Source organism: Kouleothrix sp. 19917 (assembly GCF_057073505.1).
On record NZ_CP097099.1, the window covers coordinates 6,533,812 to 6,547,699 of the forward strand.

Below are 13,888 nucleotides of genomic sequence, written 5' to 3' on the forward strand. Positions count from 1 at the left end.
TAATAAACGAACTTCTAAGTGAGTGATGATTGCGATGGAAGAACTCGACACGATTGACCTGCAGATCCTCGAACTGCTCCAGCGCGACGGCCGCATGTCGAACGCTGACCTGGCGCAGCAAGTTGGCCTGGCGCCGCCCACGGTGCTGCGGCGCGTCAAGCTGCTGGAAGAGCGCGGCTACATTCTTGGCTACGCGGCGATTGTCGACCCGATCCGCCTGGGCATCACCGTCACATCGTTCATTTTTGTCGAAACCAGCGCCGGCTGCGACCTGCTCGACACTGAAGAATTTCTGACTGGGCTGCCCGGCGTGCAGGAAGTCCACCGGACGATTGGCGAATGGTGCTTTATTGTGAAAGTACGCACCGCCACGCCGCAAACGCTTGAACAGCTGATCTACGTGCATCTGCGCAACCACCCGTCGGTGCGCCGCACGTTTACCCATCTGATTACGTCGTCACCGTTTGAAACAACCGCGCTGCCGCTGCCGGCAGTCGCTGAACGTGCGCTCTAGTTCGCACATTAGGAGGCTCCCCAATGACCACGATTACGCACACCTACGCCGAAGACAGCACGCTTGCCCTTCAGCCGCGCGCCCGCACCGGTGGCCCGCGCCGCCCGCGTGGCGAGCAGCCCAACAAGCAGGACTGGTTCGAGCGCTACACCGCGCAGACGACCTACGGCTCGCACATGCCGCTCGACATTCGCTTTAACTGGGATTGGCGCAACCCGCTGAACGTTATCCCGGCGTTTATGCTGATGCTGTTCATGATCACGATTGTTGGCCTTATGCTGGGCTAATCGCCCGCGCTTCAGCCTTGCCCTTATCGCTCGAAGCTCCAAAGCAACCCTTGCGCTGCTTTGGAGCTTCGGGCGTTTGTGGGCTCTCGCAGTAGTCAGAAGTCAGGCCACGCTGGCCACTGCGTAACTCGTGACAATAAGCCCAAAATAGCTTGCTGCCGCAGGCACCATAAAGGAAGCATATGAACCGCAACCCGCGCACCGGCTACATCCTCACCATCGTGGCCGCGATTGTCTGGGCCTCGACCAGCCCGGGCATCAAGTACCTGCTCGAAACACACCACGTGCCCGCGCTGGCAATCGCCTTCTGGCGCGACGCGATTATTGCAGTTTTCTGCTTTGCCGCAATTGCACTGGTGCGGCCAGCATTGCTGCGCGTGGGCCGGCGCGAGCTGCGCGGCCTGGCGGCGGTTGGCGCGATCTCGATTGGCGTGTACCATGCGCTGTGGGTGCTCTCGATCCTGCTGAACGGCGCGTCGGTGGCGGTGGTGATGATCTACACCTTCCCGACCTTTGTGACGCTGGGCGCGTGGCTGTTTTTTGGCGAACGCATCCGCTGGCCGCAGGTGCTGGCGCTGGCAATTGCCTTATTCGGCGCGGCGCTGCTGGTGCGCGCCTACGACCCGGCTGTGCTGCGGGTGAGCTGGCTCGGCACGCTGGTGGGCCTGTGCACCGGCCTGGCGCACGCCGGCTATGTGCTGTACAGCCAGCGCTCGGTGCAAAGCACCAGCCCGTGGACTTCGCTGGCCTACACGATGCTGTTTGGCGCGATTGTGCTGCTGGGCCTGTGGTTCGCCAGCAGCGCGCTTGGCTTCACCGACCCGGCGCAGACCGCGAATATTGTGCGGGCGGTTGGCAGCAGCGCCGCGCCGTGGCTCGTGCTGCTCATCCTGTCGCTCGGGCCGACGCTGGGCGGCTATGCGCTGTTCACCATCGCGCTGCGCTTTCTGCCGGGCCGCATCGCCAGCATTGTGGTGATGCTCGAAGCGCCAGTGTCGGTGCTGCTGGCGGTGGCGCTGCTGGGCGAGCGGCTGGAATGGCCGCAGATGCTGGGCATTGGCCTGATCCTGGGCGCGTCGGTGCTGCCGCGCCTGCTGGCCGCCGATGGCGCGACCAACGAGCAAGCCGAGGCGCGCGCTGCACTGGCGGATGCGTAGGCGCGTGCCGCGCGGGGATGGGGAATGGGAGACGGGGGATGGGGATGAGAATACCGCACATTTCGATTTAGCTGAGCCACAAAAGACAACGAGATTGGACTCGTACTCGGTGCTCTCTGTGTTCTCTGTGGCTCAAATCACTTGCAATCTGCTATAGAAGAGGAAAGGGATTGCTATGTCGCGCTTTGCGATGATCGCGTTTGACGCCGACGATACGCTCTGGCACAACGAGCGCCTGTACGCCGCCGCCCAAACGACCTTCCGCGACTTGCTGGCGCAGTACCACAGCCCGGAGTGGATCGACGAGCGGCTGTTCCAGACCGAGATGCGCAATTTGCAGCATTTCGGCTATGGCATCAAGGCCTTTGCGCTCTCGATGATCGAGACGGCGGTGGAACTGACCGAGGGGCGCATTGGCGGGAACGACATTCAAACACTGATTGATGCGGCGCGCACCATGCTCACCGCCGACGTTGAGCTGCTCGACGGCGTGCCCGCAACCCTTGACGCGCTGGCCGGCAGCTACGAGCTGATGGTGATCACCAAGGGCGATTTGCGCGACCAGGAAGTGAAGATCGAGCGCTCGGGCCTGGCGCGCTATTTCCGCCACGTCGAGATTGTGAGCGACAAGCACCGCGCCAACTACGAGATGTTGCTGCGCCGTCATGCAATCGCGCCCGAGCAGTTTCTGATGGTTGGCAATTCGCTGCGCTCCGACATTCTGCCAGTGCTGGAGCTGGGCGCGCACGCGGTCTACATCCCCTACCACCTGACCTGGGCGCACGAGGCCGCGAACGCTCCCGAGGCGCACCCCGGCTACTACGAGCTGGCGGGTATGGGCGAGCTTCCGGCCCTGCTGGCGCGGCTGGAAGGGTAGTCGAACGTAGTGAACCGAGCCACAGAGCGCACAGAGAACAGTACTCAGCGTTCTCTGTGCGCTCTGTGGCTCAATTTTCCCGGTTCTGGGTTCTCGGTTCTTTTTCCCCAGCGTGATACAATACGCCCATCTCGCGCACACATGAAGGAGCACCCCGTGACGATTGCACGCCAACGTTTGATCCTGGCCGGGCTGGGCAATGTCGGCCGCAGCCTGCTCGGCATTCTGCAATCGCAGGCCGCGCTGCTGCGTGACGAGTATGGGCTTGAATTTGCCGTGGTCGGCGCGACCGACTCCAGCGGCGCGATCAGCGACCCGAGCGGCCTCGACATTGCCGCGCTGCTGGCTGCCAAACAGGCCGGCCAGAAGGTTGCCAGCCTGCCGGGCGGGCAGCCGGGCGTGGATGCGACTGCGCTGGTGCGCGCGCTCGACGCCGAAATGCTGATGGAAGCAACGCCAGTGAACCTCAAGGACGGCCAGCCCGGCCTGGGCACTGCGCGCGCCGCACTGGAGCGCGGCATTTCGGTAGTGCTGGCGAACAAAGCCCCGCTGGCGCTGGCCTACCCCGAGCTGGCCGCCTGGAGCGATCTGGCTGCCGACGCAAGCGTGCCCGCTCCCGAGCCGCGTGGCGCGCTGCGCTTCAGCGCCTGCGTGGGCGGCGCGATGCCCAGCGTGAATATCGGCTGGCGCGACCTGGCCGGCGCGCGGATCGAGCGGATCGAGGCGGTGCTGAACGGCACCACGCAGGGCATTCTGCGTATGATGGAAGCGGGCACCAGCTACGCCGACGCCCTGGCCGAAATGCAGCGGCGCGGCCTGGCCGAAACCGACCCGACGCTGGATGTCGATGGCTGGGATGCCGCAAACAAGATCGTGATTCTGGCGAACGCCGTGCTGCTGCGCCCGACCACGCTGGCAGATGTGGACGTAACCGGCATCGCCAAGCTCAGCGCGGACGAGCTGCAGGCCGCCAGCGCAGAGGGCAAGCGGATTGTGCTGCTGTGCCTGGCCGAGCGCACCATGGGCGATTTCCGCCTGAGCGTGCGCCCAACCGCGCTGCCCGCCGACCACCCGCTGGCGCGCATGAGCGGCGACGAGATGGGGATTGTCTACCACACCGACATCGCAGGCCGCCTGAGCGTCACCACGCTGGAAACCAGCCCGGTGCCAACGGCCGCTGCCATGCTGCGCGACGCAATTGAAATCGCCCAGCGCCCGTAACATGCCGATGCCCCGCGCCACTGCCGAATGGAGCACCCTGCGCCACGACGCCGATTTGCGGCTGGATGCCTTGCAGGCGAAATTCACCACCTACGCATTTGCGCGCCACTGGCACGATTACTATGTGATTGGGCTGGTGGAAGCGGGCGCGCAGTCGTTCTGGTGCCGCAACACCACCTACACCACGCCGCCGGGCGGGCTCATCCTGCTCAACCCCGGCGACCCGCACACCGGCGAGGCGGCCATTCCCGCAGGCTTCACCTACCGTGCGCTCTACCCCACGCTCGATCACATGGCGCAGGCGATGGCCGAGTTTGGCCGCCCCGGCTGGCTGCCGCGCTTCCCGGCCCTGCGGATCGACGATGCCGGGCTGGCCGGGCAGGTGCGCGCCATGCAGGGCGCCATCGGCGCAGAAGCCGCACCAATCGAGCGCGAAAGCCGCTGGCTGGCGCTGCTCACCACCCTGGTGCAGCGCTACGGCAGCGACCGCCTGACCCTGCCGGCTGCCGGGGCCGAGCCGCGCGCGGTGGCGCGGGCGCGCGCCTATATCGAGGCGCACTACGCCGAGCGCGTGACACTGGCGGCGCTCGCTGCCGACGTGGGCCTGAGCCCTTTCCACCTTGTGCGCGTGTTTCGCCGCGCTGCCGGCGTACCCCCACACGTCTACCTCGACAGCGTGCGCATCCGCCATGCCCAGCACATGCTCGCCGCCGGCACGCCCCTGGCCGAAGTCGCCTACGCGACGGGATTCAGCAGCCAGAGTCACTTTACCAGCCGCTTCCGCCAGATCATTGGTGTGACGCCGGGCGCGTTTCGTGGCGGGTGAGCGCGGAACCGCAGAACCGCAGAACCGCAGAACCAAGCAGGCGGCAGTAGGCAGTAGGCACGGACTTACAACTTTCAAACTTGCACCCTTCCAACCTGCAACCCTTTGCGCCCTTCGCGTTCTTTGCGGTGAAGATTCCAGCCGTCCGTCGTCGTAACCTGCAACAGGCGCATGCAATACGCCCCGGTGGCAACCCACAAGCGCAAGATCGTGATAGACGCCCGGCCCGCGCCGCGCTATGCTTCCCTGTGCAGACAAGCCAGGAGGACCGAATGCGCTTTGACACAAAAATTGCCGTGGTGGTGCGCGCCGACCTGCCAACATGGCAGAAGCTGAATATGACCGCGTTTCTGGTGAGCGGCATCGCCGCCACGCAGGAAGGCATCATTGGCGAGCCATATGTCGACGGCTCGGGCACGCGCTACCTGCCGATGTTTCGCCAGCCGGTGCTGGTGTTCGCGGGCAGCGCCGAGCAGCTGCGCGAGGTCTATCGCCGCGCGCACGGACGCGAGCTGCCACTCGCCATTTTCACCGAGGAGCTATTTGCTACCGGGCACGACGAAGCCAACCGCGCGGCCGTGCGCGCCGTGCCAGCCGACGAGCTGCGGCTGGTTGGGCTGGCGATGCATGGCCCGCGCAACGCCGTCGATAAGGTCGTGAAGGGGCTGGCGCTGCACGAGTGAACAGCGCTCGTAGAGAACGAGATCGATCCACAGATGACGCAGATTACACAGATATGAGGTTTCTCATCTGCGTCATCTGTGTAATCTGTGGATGAATTTCGGGATTTTGAATTGAGGCTGACAGCCCTTTTCCCAAAGACAGGAGCAGACCTATGAGCTATTCAGCGATTAATTTGCAGCAGAAATTCGGCCTGTTCAGCGAGCAGTGGCAGCCGAAAGTCGTTGCTGAAATGAACGACTACCAGTTCAAAGTCGTCAAGCTCCAGGGCGAATTTGTCTGGCACGATCACCCCGACACCGACGAGACCTTTATCGTGGTGGAAGGGACGCTGCGGATCGATTTCCGTGATGGCGCTGTGCAGATTGCGGCGGGGGAGATGTTTGTGGTGCCGAAAGGCGTGGAGCACAAACCCTTTGCCGAGCAGGAAGTGAAGCTGCTGCTGATCGAGCCAACGGGCGTGTTGAACACCGGGCAAGCAGGCGGCGAGCGCACCGCCACCAATGACGTGCGGATTTAAGCACGCTCACAGAATTTCGAAACAAAACTCCGTGAACTCTGTGCGCTCTGTGGCTCGAACATCTACTCGTCGTTTTCGCTCAGCCGCTTGCTGTAGTAATAATCGGTCTCGCCGCGCGGGAAATCGGCCAGCGTGCCGTAGCGCTGGTAGCCCAGCTTTTCGTAGAAGCCGGGCGCCTGGTAGTTCGCGGTGCTCAGGCGGGCGAAATGGCAGCCGCGCGCCCGCGCCATGTCCTCGGCGCGCTGCATAAGCTGGCGCCCAATGCCCTGCCCGCGCGCGGCTTCGTCCACCCAGATCACGCTGATCTCAAGCCACTCGGGCACGGCATTGGTGCGCCCGATCAGCCCGCCCACCACCCCGCCCTGCGCATCGGCAGCATACACATGCAGCGGGGCGCGCGGCTGCGGCGGGTGCTTCCACAGCGGGCTGGCGTGCGGCTGGTTGAAGTCAATAAGCTTGTTTGTCACATAGTCTTCGCGCGCCTCGTCGGGCTCGTCGGAAAAGCTGTACTTCTTGTTTTCCATTCTTGTTCCTATTGGGAATCGCAGATCACCTGCCGGGAACGAGTGATCACCGCCCGTCAGTCGCAGATCACCTGCCGGGAACGGGAGATCACCGCCCGTCAGTGACAGATCACCTGCCGGGAACGGGAGATCACCGCCCGTCAGTCGCAGATCACCTGCCGGGAACGAGTGATCACCTGCCGGGAACGAGTGATCACCTGCCGGGAACGAGTGATCACCTGCCGGGAACGAGTGATCACCTGCCGGGAACGAGTGATCACCTGCCGGCATCTGCGAAATCTGTGGATATACTCATCCTTCCCGGAACTGCACCAGATCCCACAGGTTGCCATACAGGTCTTCGAACACTGCGACTGTGCCATAGTCGGCCTGTTTTGGCTCGCGCACGAAGCACACGCCGCGCGCCTGGTAGGCGCGGAAATCGCGCCAGAAATCGTCGGTTTGCAGGAACAGAAACACGCGCCCGCCGGTCTGGTTGCCAATGCGCGCTTCCTGCCCGGGCCCAACGCCGCGCGCCAGCAGCAAATGCGCGCCGGCGCTGCCGGGCGGGGCTACCACCACCCAGCGTTTGGCCTGCTCGGGCACGGGCCTGTCTTCCACCAGCGTGAAGCCCAGCGTGCCGATGTAAAAATCCAGCGCCTCGTCGTAATCGCGCACGACCAGCGCCACCAGCGCAATCGACTGTTTCATAGCGTGTGTTTCCGTATGCAGAACCAGCGAAGGGCGTATTGCTATACGCCCAGACAGAGAAAGGGCGTATTGCTATACGCCCAGACAGAGAACCAGGGACCCCAGAACCGAAACCTCCGTGCCTCTGTGCCTCCGTGGTGAACTACTCCGTCGTGGGTCGCTCAACCTGCCAACCTGCAACTCAAACTGCCGCGATCGCCTCGATCTCGATCAGCAGGTCGTCGCGCACCAGGCGGCGCACCTCAACGGCCGAGCTGGCGGGTGGCTGCTGCGTGTTGATGTAGCGGTCGCGCACGGTGCGCACGGCGGCGATCTGCGCAATGTCGGTCAGGAAGTAGGTGAGCTTGACGACCTGCGCGAAGCTCGCGCCGGCCGCCGCAAGCGCCGCCGCAATGTTCGCAAACACTTGCTCGGCCTGGGCGGCCATGTCGCCCGCGCCAACTAGCTGGCCGGCGGCGTCGAGGGCGATCTGGCCGGAAATATACAGCGCCCGCCCGGCCTGCACCTCAACCACATGCGAGTAGCCAAAGGGTTGCGGCAGCACAGCTGGGTTGAGAAAGCGCTTTTCAGTCATTCCACATTCCTTTCAAACACCTGGCGGCACCACGCGGCCCCACCAGCCACGCCACAGATCGAGCGCCACTTCGGCATCGAGCGGCAGGCCCGCCTGCGCAAGCGCCAGGCCGGCTTCGCCCCAGTGGTAGGCGTCGTGCGCAACAAGGTAAGCGAGAAACGAGGCCAGCGAGCCGGGGAAGCCCTGCACGCCCGTGCCGGCCTCGGCGCAGCGCGCAATCAGCGCGCCCACCGCCGCGCCCGAGCGCTCCAGCGCGGCGTGCAAGTCATCCGCGTTGGTGGCGCGCTCGGGCTGCTGCTCGAACCAGGGCCGGCCGGCGGCGAGATCGGGCGCGGTGTTCGCCACCCAGCGCAGCCGCAGGTCGTTGCAGTGCATGAACAGCTGGCGCACCTGCCGGCCATCGCGCCCAACCGGCACCGCCATTGCGCCGGCAGGCAGGCCGCCCAGCAGGCGCAGCCCGATCGCGCAGTGTGTCTGCCACAGCTCGGCCAGATCGTTCATGTCTGCCTTCCTTTTCGTGTTTGGGGCGCTGCCTGAACCGCAGAACCAAGAACCAAGAATCAGGCAGCGTAGCACGCCATTCTCTGTTTACAAAACATCCAGAATTGCTATAGTAGCACAGCATGCTTGCGGCCGTGCGGCACGGTTTACGGTCAGGCTGCGCGGGCGAGCCGCGCCTGCCCGGCCGTAAACGACCGGGCTACAGAATACGAAGCCCCCTGAAGCGGGCTTGAATCTGGTATATATCAAGCCCCGTGAACGGGGCGTCGCTCGGTAGCGCGGCGGCTTCAGCCCCGCGCGGTTCGCCCATTCCACCCGGCCGTGAACGACCGGGCTACGAAGCCGCGCCCGCTGAAGCGGGCTGTTGTGATTGTGATGTATCAAACCCTTGCGCAGCTCGCCCGCACAACCATCCCTCGGGCGGTTGGCGATGCTGCGCCGCGCCCGTATACTTATGCAACGTACAGGCGTATGCGATACGCCCCGGCTGCAACCTGCAACGTACAGGCGTATCGCATACGCCTCGGCAACGTACAGGCGTATCGCATACGCCTCGGCTGCAACACAGAAAGAAAACCCAATGCCTCTTTCCCTCGACGCGATCCAGGCCGCCCGCGCGCGCATTGCCGCGTATGTGCGCCACACGCCCCTCTTGCCCGCGCCCACGCTGCGCGGCGACATGCCTGCCAGCTTGCGCCTCAAGCTCGAAAACCTGCAAGTCTCTGGCTCGTTCAAGGCGCGCGGCGTCTTCAACACCCTGCTGCAACTCACCCCCGACGAACGGGCGCGTGGCGTGGTGACGGCGTCGGGCGGCAACCACGGCGCGGCGCTGGCCTATGGCGCGTGGCGGCTCGGCATCCCGGCCACGATCTTCCTCACCCGCCACGCCAGCGCCGACCGCGTCGCGCGCGTGCGGATGTGGGGGGCGGGCGTCGAGCAGCACGGCGACGTGTGGGACGACGCGCACGCGGCGGCGAGCGCGCACGCAGCCGCGAGTGGCGCGACCTACGTGCACCCCTTCGACGCCGAGCGCACCGTGGCGGGGCAGGGCTCGCTCGGCCTGGAGCTGCTGGACGACGTGCCCGAGATGGACTGTGTGCTGGTGGCGATTGGCGGCGGCGGCCTGATTGGCGGCCTGGCGATGGCAATAAAAGAAACGCGTCCCAGCGTGCGCGTGATCGGCGTGGAGCCGGAAGGCTCGGCTGCCATGCGCTTTGCGCTGGATCAGGGGCATGTTGCGCCGCTCGCGGAAGTTCGCACGGTTGCAGACACGCTTGCGCCGCGCGCGGTCAGCGAGCTGACGCTGAGCCTCGCGCAGCGCTACGTCGACGACGTCGTGACCATCAGCGACGCACAGATGCTCGCCGGTATGCGCTGGCTGTGGGCCGAGTGCAACCAGCTTGTCGAGCCAGCCGGCGCAGCGGTGATTGCCGCCCTGCAAAGTGGCGCGGTCGATGCGGGCGCGTTCCGCCACCCGGTCGCGCTGATCTGCGGGGGCAATGCGGCGGTGGAGAGCGTATTCACGGCCTATGGGGCGTAGGCCAGGGATAAAATCATCCACAGATTACACAGATGCCGCAGATTATGGTTGGCATAAGAACGCCATATCTGTGTAATCTGCGTAATCTGTGGATTGAATCTTCCTGCTAGTTACCGAGATACCGCATCTGAGTAATTAGTGGATTGAACCTTCCTACGCGCCCGGGAAGCCGCCCAGTGTCTTGAACAGCTCGACGATGTAGCCATCCGGCGCGGCGAGGTGCGCGCTGCGGCAAAACCACTCGGGGCGATCTTTCGGTTCGGCCAGCGGCGTTGCGCCACGCGCCACCAGCTCGGCGAACTTCGCGTCCACATCGTCGACCTTGAACACGATTGCGCCGCGCAAACGCGCTGGCGCGGGCGCATCCTGCCCCATTGCCTGCGCGAAATAGCTCGCGCTCAGCAGCTCCAGCCGCGCCGCGCCCGCCTCGAAGTAGGCGTATGTTTCGCCGCCTGCGTCGCGGAAAATCAGCGGCAGGCCCATGATTTCGTGCCAGAAGCGAAACGACGCCGCGAAATCGTGAACCAGCAGGCGAACATTATCGAAGTGCATTGTGTGCCCTTTCTGCTCTGTGCGGATGCCCTCAGCATAGCAGCAGAACGGGACACAATCGGTCCGCAATTACGGGGAGTTTAATGCAGTTCCAAGTAAGGTTTTCGGGCAGGGAGAAGCCTCGTTGCGCATTGCAATCCCTAACCCCCAACCCCTAAACCCTGCGCTGAAAGCGCATTAAGGAACGTCAGGCCGGCAGCGCAGCCAGTCGCCGCTGAAGAAAGCGGCGCTCGGGTTCCTGCTGAGCGAGCTTGAGCGCCTGCCCGTAGGCGGCGCGGGCCTCGGCGGTGCGGCCCAGGCGGCGGCACATGTCGGCGCGGGCAGCGTGGGCCAGGTGGTAGTCGCGCAAGTCGCCGCGCGCAAGGATGGCGTCGATCTGCGCCAGCCCGGCTTCCGGCCCGTCGCGCATCGCCAGCGCCACCGCCCGGTTCAGCTCGATGATTGGGGAAGGCGTGGCGCCCAGCAGCAGGTCGTACAGCGCCACGATCTCGTCCCAGTCGGTTGTGGCGACGGTGGGGGCATTTGCGTGCAGGGCGGCAATCGCGGCCTGCACGGTGTACGCGCCAAACTGCGGGGCCGCAAGCGCGCGCTCCACCAGGGCAGCGCCTTCGCTGATCTGCGCGCCATTCCACAGCCCGCGATCCTGTTCTTCCAGCGGGATGAGGTCGCCTTCGGGCGACGTGCGCGCCGCGCGCCGCGACTCGTGCAGCAGCATCAGCGCCAGCAGCCCCAGCACCTCGGCTTCGGGCAGCAGCGCGGCCAGCAGCCGGCCCAGGCGAATCGCCTCGCCTGAGAGATCGGGCCGCGTCAGCGCGTCGCCCGCCGAGGCGGCATAGCCCTCGTTGAACACCAGGTAGATCACGTGGAGGACGCTGGCGAGCCGGGCGGGCAGCTCTTCGCGCGCGGGCACCTGATAGGGAATTTTGGCGTCGCGGATTTTGGCTTTGGCGCGCACAATTCGCTGCGCCAGCGTTGGCGGCGTGGTCAGAAAGGCGCGGGCGATTTCTTCGGTGGTGAGCCCACACACCTCGCGCAGGGTCAGCGCCAGCCGCGCCTCGGGCGCGAGCGCCGGGTGGCAGCAGGTGAAGATCAGCCGCAGCCGATCATCTTCGATGCTGGCATCGTCGCCGCCCGTGTCGTGCGCGCCCTGCTCGATCTGCTCCGCAATCTCACCTAATGCCTTGTCGAAGCGGGCGCGGCGGCGCAGTGTGTCGATCGCCTTGAAGCGCCCAGCCGAAACCAGCCACGCGCGCGGGCTGGCCGGCACGCCCTCGCGCGGCCACTGCTCCAGCGCGGCGCGAAAGGCGTCGTGCAGCGCTTCTTCGGCCATGTCGAAATCGCCAAGCAGGCGAATCAGCGTCGCCAGCACGCGCCGCGACTCGTCGCGATACACCGCTTCCAGCGCCGCGTTGATCCGTTCCGAAGCAGGGTCGGCCATGCTTGCCTCTTGCGCAATGCCACGAGCCGACACTATACGCCAAGCGGTGCGATCTGTCGACTGCTATGCAGGAGTCAGGCATCAGGAGCAGTAGTGGCTGCGGAAATACAGCTTGCTAAAGCCGAGCCGGGCGAAATTGGCGTAGGCCGGGCTGCGCATCGCCGGGTCGGGCGCTTCGATGTCGGCGGCGAAGCTGCGCGCGCCAAGCGCAAGGCCTTCGCGCACCAGGGCCGCGCAAAGCTGCACATCCTGCGGGAACGATGGCGCCATAATCCCGGGCACGGGCGCCTCAACGCCAAGCCACGCGCGGCTGTCGGCGTCGATAAACATGCTGCGCACGGCTGCAATCTGCGCGCCCTGGCGCAAAAGGTAGTGGTGCCAGCCTGCGCGGTTCGCGAATGCCAGCAGCCACGGCGAGGTTGGCAGGCCGTAGCAGCCGTCGATAAAGGCGGCCCACTCTGCCGCCGTGTCGGACGTGACTTTCTCGACATAGTGGCCGGGCAGCGCAATATCATCCAGTAGCCCAAGCGGGCTGGCGTCGCGGTAGATGCGATCCCAGCCGCCCTGCACGCGCAAACCGCGCGCCGCAAACCATTCGGGCAGCTCGGCGGGCTGGCTGATTGGCGTGTGGTAGATTGTGCAGTGCGCAATGCCAGTCTCGCGGTAGCGCGCCAGCGCCGCGTCGAGCGCGGCTTCGGTGGCGGGCTGGGCCACGCCAAGATTTTTCACGCAGTTGAAGTGCACAAAGGGAATGCGCGGCGAGCGCGTCAGCGCCACGTCGCCAATGTGCAGCATTTCGAGCCCAAACTGGCGGGCGAAATCATTCGGCAGCGCAGAATACATGTCAATCCAGGCGTGCACCTCGCCCATTTCCACCTGCGCGGCTTCTTCTGGTGTTATTGTGGCATCATCCACAGCATTCTTCCTCCCAACAATTTCGCGGCTGCGCGTAGTGTGCGCAGAACCGGCTCGATGACCTGCCACAATCTATTGCGCGCCGCGCGGGCTGCATGGATGAGTGCCACAGTGCGTTTATGCCCGCGCGTCAACCTTCCTGAGGAAATCAAGCACGGCGCGGTTGAAGAGCGCGGGGCGCTGAAGCGGCGCGAAGTGGCTCACATCGGGCAGCAGCACGAATTCCGCGCCGGGGATGCTGCGTGCCAGGTACTCGGCGTGCTCGCGCTTGATGAATTCGTCGTGCTCGCTGAGCACAATTGTCACCGGCACATGGATGCGCGCCAGATCGGCGGCGCTGTAGTTTGGCTCCGTCTGCTGCATCTGGCCCACGGCGCTGGAAAAGGCCTCGAAGTCGTCGGGCGTGGGCGAAAGTGCGGCGTAATCCTTCACGTGGCGGCCAAAGCAGCGCTGGAGCGTCGGGCCGAACTCGATCTCCTTGGTGCCGCTCGGGTCCATGTTGCAGGCGAAAAAGAACACGCCGGCCGCACGCTCGGGGTGCTGGTCGGCCAGCACCAGCGCCGTGCATGCGCCATCGCTCCAGCCCACCAGGGCGGCCCGCGCAAGGCCCAGCTCGTCCATCACCGCCAGCACATCGCTCGCCATCAGCTCGTAGGAAAATGGCTGCGCGTCGCGGGTGCTGCGCCCGTGCCCGCGGCTGTCGATCACAATTGCGCGAAAGCCCTGCCCGGTGAGCGCGGGCACCTGGAAGCCCCAGTTGCCGCTGTGGCCAAGCCCGCCATGCAGCAGAACGACGGCCGGGCCATCGCCGTAGGCGGCGTACCAGATCCGCGCGCCGGCATGTTCGACATAGCCCTGCGTGTCGGTGGCGGGCAGCGGCGCGGCACCTTCGGCGGCAAACTGGGCGAGATCGTCGTCGCGAAATTCCATCGAAACATCTCCTTCTGGGTTGAATAGTATCCACAGATTACACAGATGCCACAGATTATGTAGGTGCTAAAGCGACATATGTGTAATCTGCATCAACAGGAATTACGTTTTTCGTAGTATGAAAGATTTTTGGTACAGCAC

At 64.8% G+C, this 13,888-nt stretch carries 17 protein-coding genes; 9 read left to right on the forward strand and 8 right to left on the reverse strand.

The features are described 5' to 3' along the window. Positions 1-25: 25 nt before the first annotated feature. From M1P90_RS26455 to M1P90_RS26490, 8 genes are all read left to right on the forward strand, one after another. Entirely contained in the window at positions 26-514 is a 489-nt protein-coding gene (locus tag M1P90_RS26455; protein WP_483704695.1) for an Lrp/AsnC family transcriptional regulator, read from the forward strand. 23 nt (positions 515-537) lie between these two features. Beyond that, entirely contained in the window at positions 538-801 is a 264-nt protein-coding gene (locus tag M1P90_RS26460) for a hypothetical protein (RefSeq protein ID WP_483698602.1), read from the forward strand. 182 nt (positions 802-983) lie between these two features. Beyond that, complete coding sequence (locus M1P90_RS26465; protein WP_483698604.1) at positions 984-1,958, forward strand: DMT family transporter; 975 nt, start codon at positions 984-986, stop codon at positions 1,956-1,958. 175 nt (positions 1,959-2,133) lie between these two features. Further along, positions 2,134-2,835, forward strand: a complete 702-nt coding sequence (locus tag M1P90_RS26470; protein ID WP_483698605.1) for an HAD family hydrolase — start codon at positions 2,134-2,136, stop codon at positions 2,833-2,835. A gap of 156 nt (positions 2,836-2,991) precedes the next feature. Further along, complete coding sequence (locus M1P90_RS26475; RefSeq protein ID WP_483698607.1) at positions 2,992-4,056, forward strand: homoserine dehydrogenase; 1,065 nt, start codon at positions 2,992-2,994, stop codon at positions 4,054-4,056. A 1-nt stretch (position 4,057) separates the two neighbouring features. Beyond that, complete coding sequence (locus M1P90_RS26480; protein ID WP_483698608.1) at positions 4,058-4,882, forward strand: AraC family ligand binding domain-containing protein; 825 nt, start codon at positions 4,058-4,060, stop codon at positions 4,880-4,882. 272 nt (positions 4,883-5,154) lie between these two features. Continuing rightward, on the forward strand, positions 5,155-5,565 hold the full coding sequence (locus M1P90_RS26485) for a DUF2000 family protein (protein WP_483698609.1): 411 nt from the start codon (positions 5,155-5,157) through the stop codon (positions 5,563-5,565). A 152-nt stretch (positions 5,566-5,717) separates the two neighbouring features. Then, positions 5,718-6,083, forward strand: a complete 366-nt coding sequence (locus M1P90_RS26490) for a cupin domain-containing protein (RefSeq protein ID WP_483698611.1) — start codon at positions 5,718-5,720, stop codon at positions 6,081-6,083. A 62-nt stretch (positions 6,084-6,145) separates the two neighbouring features. On the opposite strand, the gene M1P90_RS26495 is transcribed toward M1P90_RS26490, so the two are convergent. The 4 genes from M1P90_RS26495 to M1P90_RS26510 all read right to left on the reverse strand — a co-directional run bounded on the left by M1P90_RS26495 (position 6,146) and on the right by M1P90_RS26510 (position 8,372). Beyond that, positions 6,146-6,607 carry a GNAT family N-acetyltransferase gene (locus M1P90_RS26495; RefSeq protein ID WP_483698612.1) on the reverse strand — a complete coding sequence of 154 codons (462 nt, stop codon included), beginning with the start codon at positions 6,605-6,607 and terminating at the stop codon, positions 6,146-6,148. Between the two features lie 291 nt (positions 6,608-6,898). Beyond that, complete coding sequence (locus M1P90_RS26500) at positions 6,899-7,297, reverse strand: VOC family protein (protein WP_483698613.1); 399 nt, start codon at positions 7,295-7,297, stop codon at positions 6,899-6,901. A gap of 181 nt (positions 7,298-7,478) precedes the next feature. Beyond that, entirely contained in the window at positions 7,479-7,871 is a 393-nt protein-coding gene (locus tag M1P90_RS26505; protein ID WP_483698614.1) for a RidA family protein, read from the reverse strand. A 12-nt stretch (positions 7,872-7,883) separates the two neighbouring features. Next, complete coding sequence (locus tag M1P90_RS26510) at positions 7,884-8,372, reverse strand: DinB family protein (RefSeq protein ID WP_483698615.1); 489 nt, start codon at positions 8,370-8,372, stop codon at positions 7,884-7,886. A 580-nt stretch (positions 8,373-8,952) separates the two neighbouring features. Here M1P90_RS26510 and M1P90_RS26515 point away from each other — a divergent pair. Then, entirely contained in the window at positions 8,953-9,912 is a 960-nt protein-coding gene (locus M1P90_RS26515; RefSeq protein WP_483698616.1) for a threonine ammonia-lyase, read from the forward strand. A gap of 153 nt (positions 9,913-10,065) precedes the next feature. Here M1P90_RS26515 and M1P90_RS26520 read toward each other — a convergent pair whose 3' ends face one another. The 4 genes from M1P90_RS26520 to M1P90_RS26535 all read right to left on the reverse strand — a co-directional run bounded on the left by M1P90_RS26520 (position 10,066) and on the right by M1P90_RS26535 (position 13,747). Then, positions 10,066-10,464, reverse strand: a complete 399-nt coding sequence (locus M1P90_RS26520; RefSeq protein WP_483698617.1) for a VOC family protein — start codon at positions 10,462-10,464, stop codon at positions 10,066-10,068. Positions 10,465-10,651: 187 nt separating this feature from the next. After that, positions 10,652-11,902, reverse strand: coding sequence for an RNA polymerase sigma factor (locus tag M1P90_RS26525; RefSeq protein WP_483698618.1), 1,251 nt, complete (start codon positions 11,900-11,902; stop codon positions 10,652-10,654). 81 nt (positions 11,903-11,983) lie between these two features. Beyond that, positions 11,984-12,817 carry a hypothetical protein gene (locus tag M1P90_RS26530; RefSeq protein WP_483698619.1) on the reverse strand — a complete coding sequence of 278 codons (834 nt, stop codon included), beginning with the start codon at positions 12,815-12,817 and terminating at the stop codon, positions 11,984-11,986. 117 nt (positions 12,818-12,934) lie between these two features. Beyond that, a complete protein-coding gene (locus tag M1P90_RS26535; RefSeq protein ID WP_483698621.1) occupies positions 12,935-13,747 on the reverse strand; it encodes an alpha/beta fold hydrolase in 813 nt (270 codons plus the stop codon). Between the last annotated feature and the right edge of the window lie 141 nt (positions 13,748-13,888).

Bases quoted from the DNA above. Each gene is read 5' to 3' on its own strand.
- M1P90_RS26485 (WP_483698609.1), top strand. From the start codon at position 5,155: ATGCGCTTTGACACAAAAATTGCCGTGGTGGTGCGCGCCGACCTGCCA.
- M1P90_RS26470 (WP_483698605.1), top strand. From the start codon at position 2,134: ATGTCGCGCTTTGCGATGATCGCGTTTGACGCCGACGATACGCTCTGG.
- M1P90_RS26490 (WP_483698611.1), top strand. From the start codon at position 5,718: ATGAGCTATTCAGCGATTAATTTGCAGCAGAAATTCGGCCTGTTCAGC.
- M1P90_RS26520 (WP_483698617.1), bottom strand. From the start codon at position 10,464: ATGCACTTCGATAATGTTCGCCTGCTGGTTCACGATTTCGCGGCGTCG.
- M1P90_RS26495 (WP_483698612.1), bottom strand. From the start codon at position 6,607: ATGGAAAACAAGAAGTACAGCTTTTCCGACGAGCCCGACGAGGCGCGC.
- M1P90_RS26500 (WP_483698613.1), bottom strand. From the start codon at position 7,297: ATGAAACAGTCGATTGCGCTGGTGGCGCTGGTCGTGCGCGATTACGAC.
- M1P90_RS26460 (WP_483698602.1), top strand. From the start codon at position 538: ATGACCACGATTACGCACACCTACGCCGAAGACAGCACGCTTGCCCTT.
- M1P90_RS26515 (WP_483698616.1), top strand. From the start codon at position 8,953: ATGCCTCTTTCCCTCGACGCGATCCAGGCCGCCCGCGCGCGCATTGCC.
- M1P90_RS26535 (WP_483698621.1), bottom strand. From the start codon at position 13,747: ATGGAATTTCGCGACGACGATCTCGCCCAGTTTGCCGCCGAAGGTGCC.
- M1P90_RS26465 (WP_483698604.1), top strand. From the start codon at position 984: ATGAACCGCAACCCGCGCACCGGCTACATCCTCACCATCGTGGCCGCG.
- M1P90_RS26505 (WP_483698614.1), bottom strand. From the start codon at position 7,871: ATGACTGAAAAGCGCTTTCTCAACCCAGCTGTGCTGCCGCAACCCTTT.
- M1P90_RS26510 (WP_483698615.1), bottom strand. From the start codon at position 8,372: ATGAACGATCTGGCCGAGCTGTGGCAGACACACTGCGCGATCGGGCTG.
- M1P90_RS26480 (WP_483698608.1), top strand. From the start codon at position 4,058: ATGCCGATGCCCCGCGCCACTGCCGAATGGAGCACCCTGCGCCACGAC.
- M1P90_RS26525 (WP_483698618.1), bottom strand. From the start codon at position 11,902: ATGGCCGACCCTGCTTCGGAACGGATCAACGCGGCGCTGGAAGCGGTG.
- M1P90_RS26455 (WP_483704695.1), top strand. From the start codon at position 26: ATGATTGCGATGGAAGAACTCGACACGATTGACCTGCAGATCCTCGAA.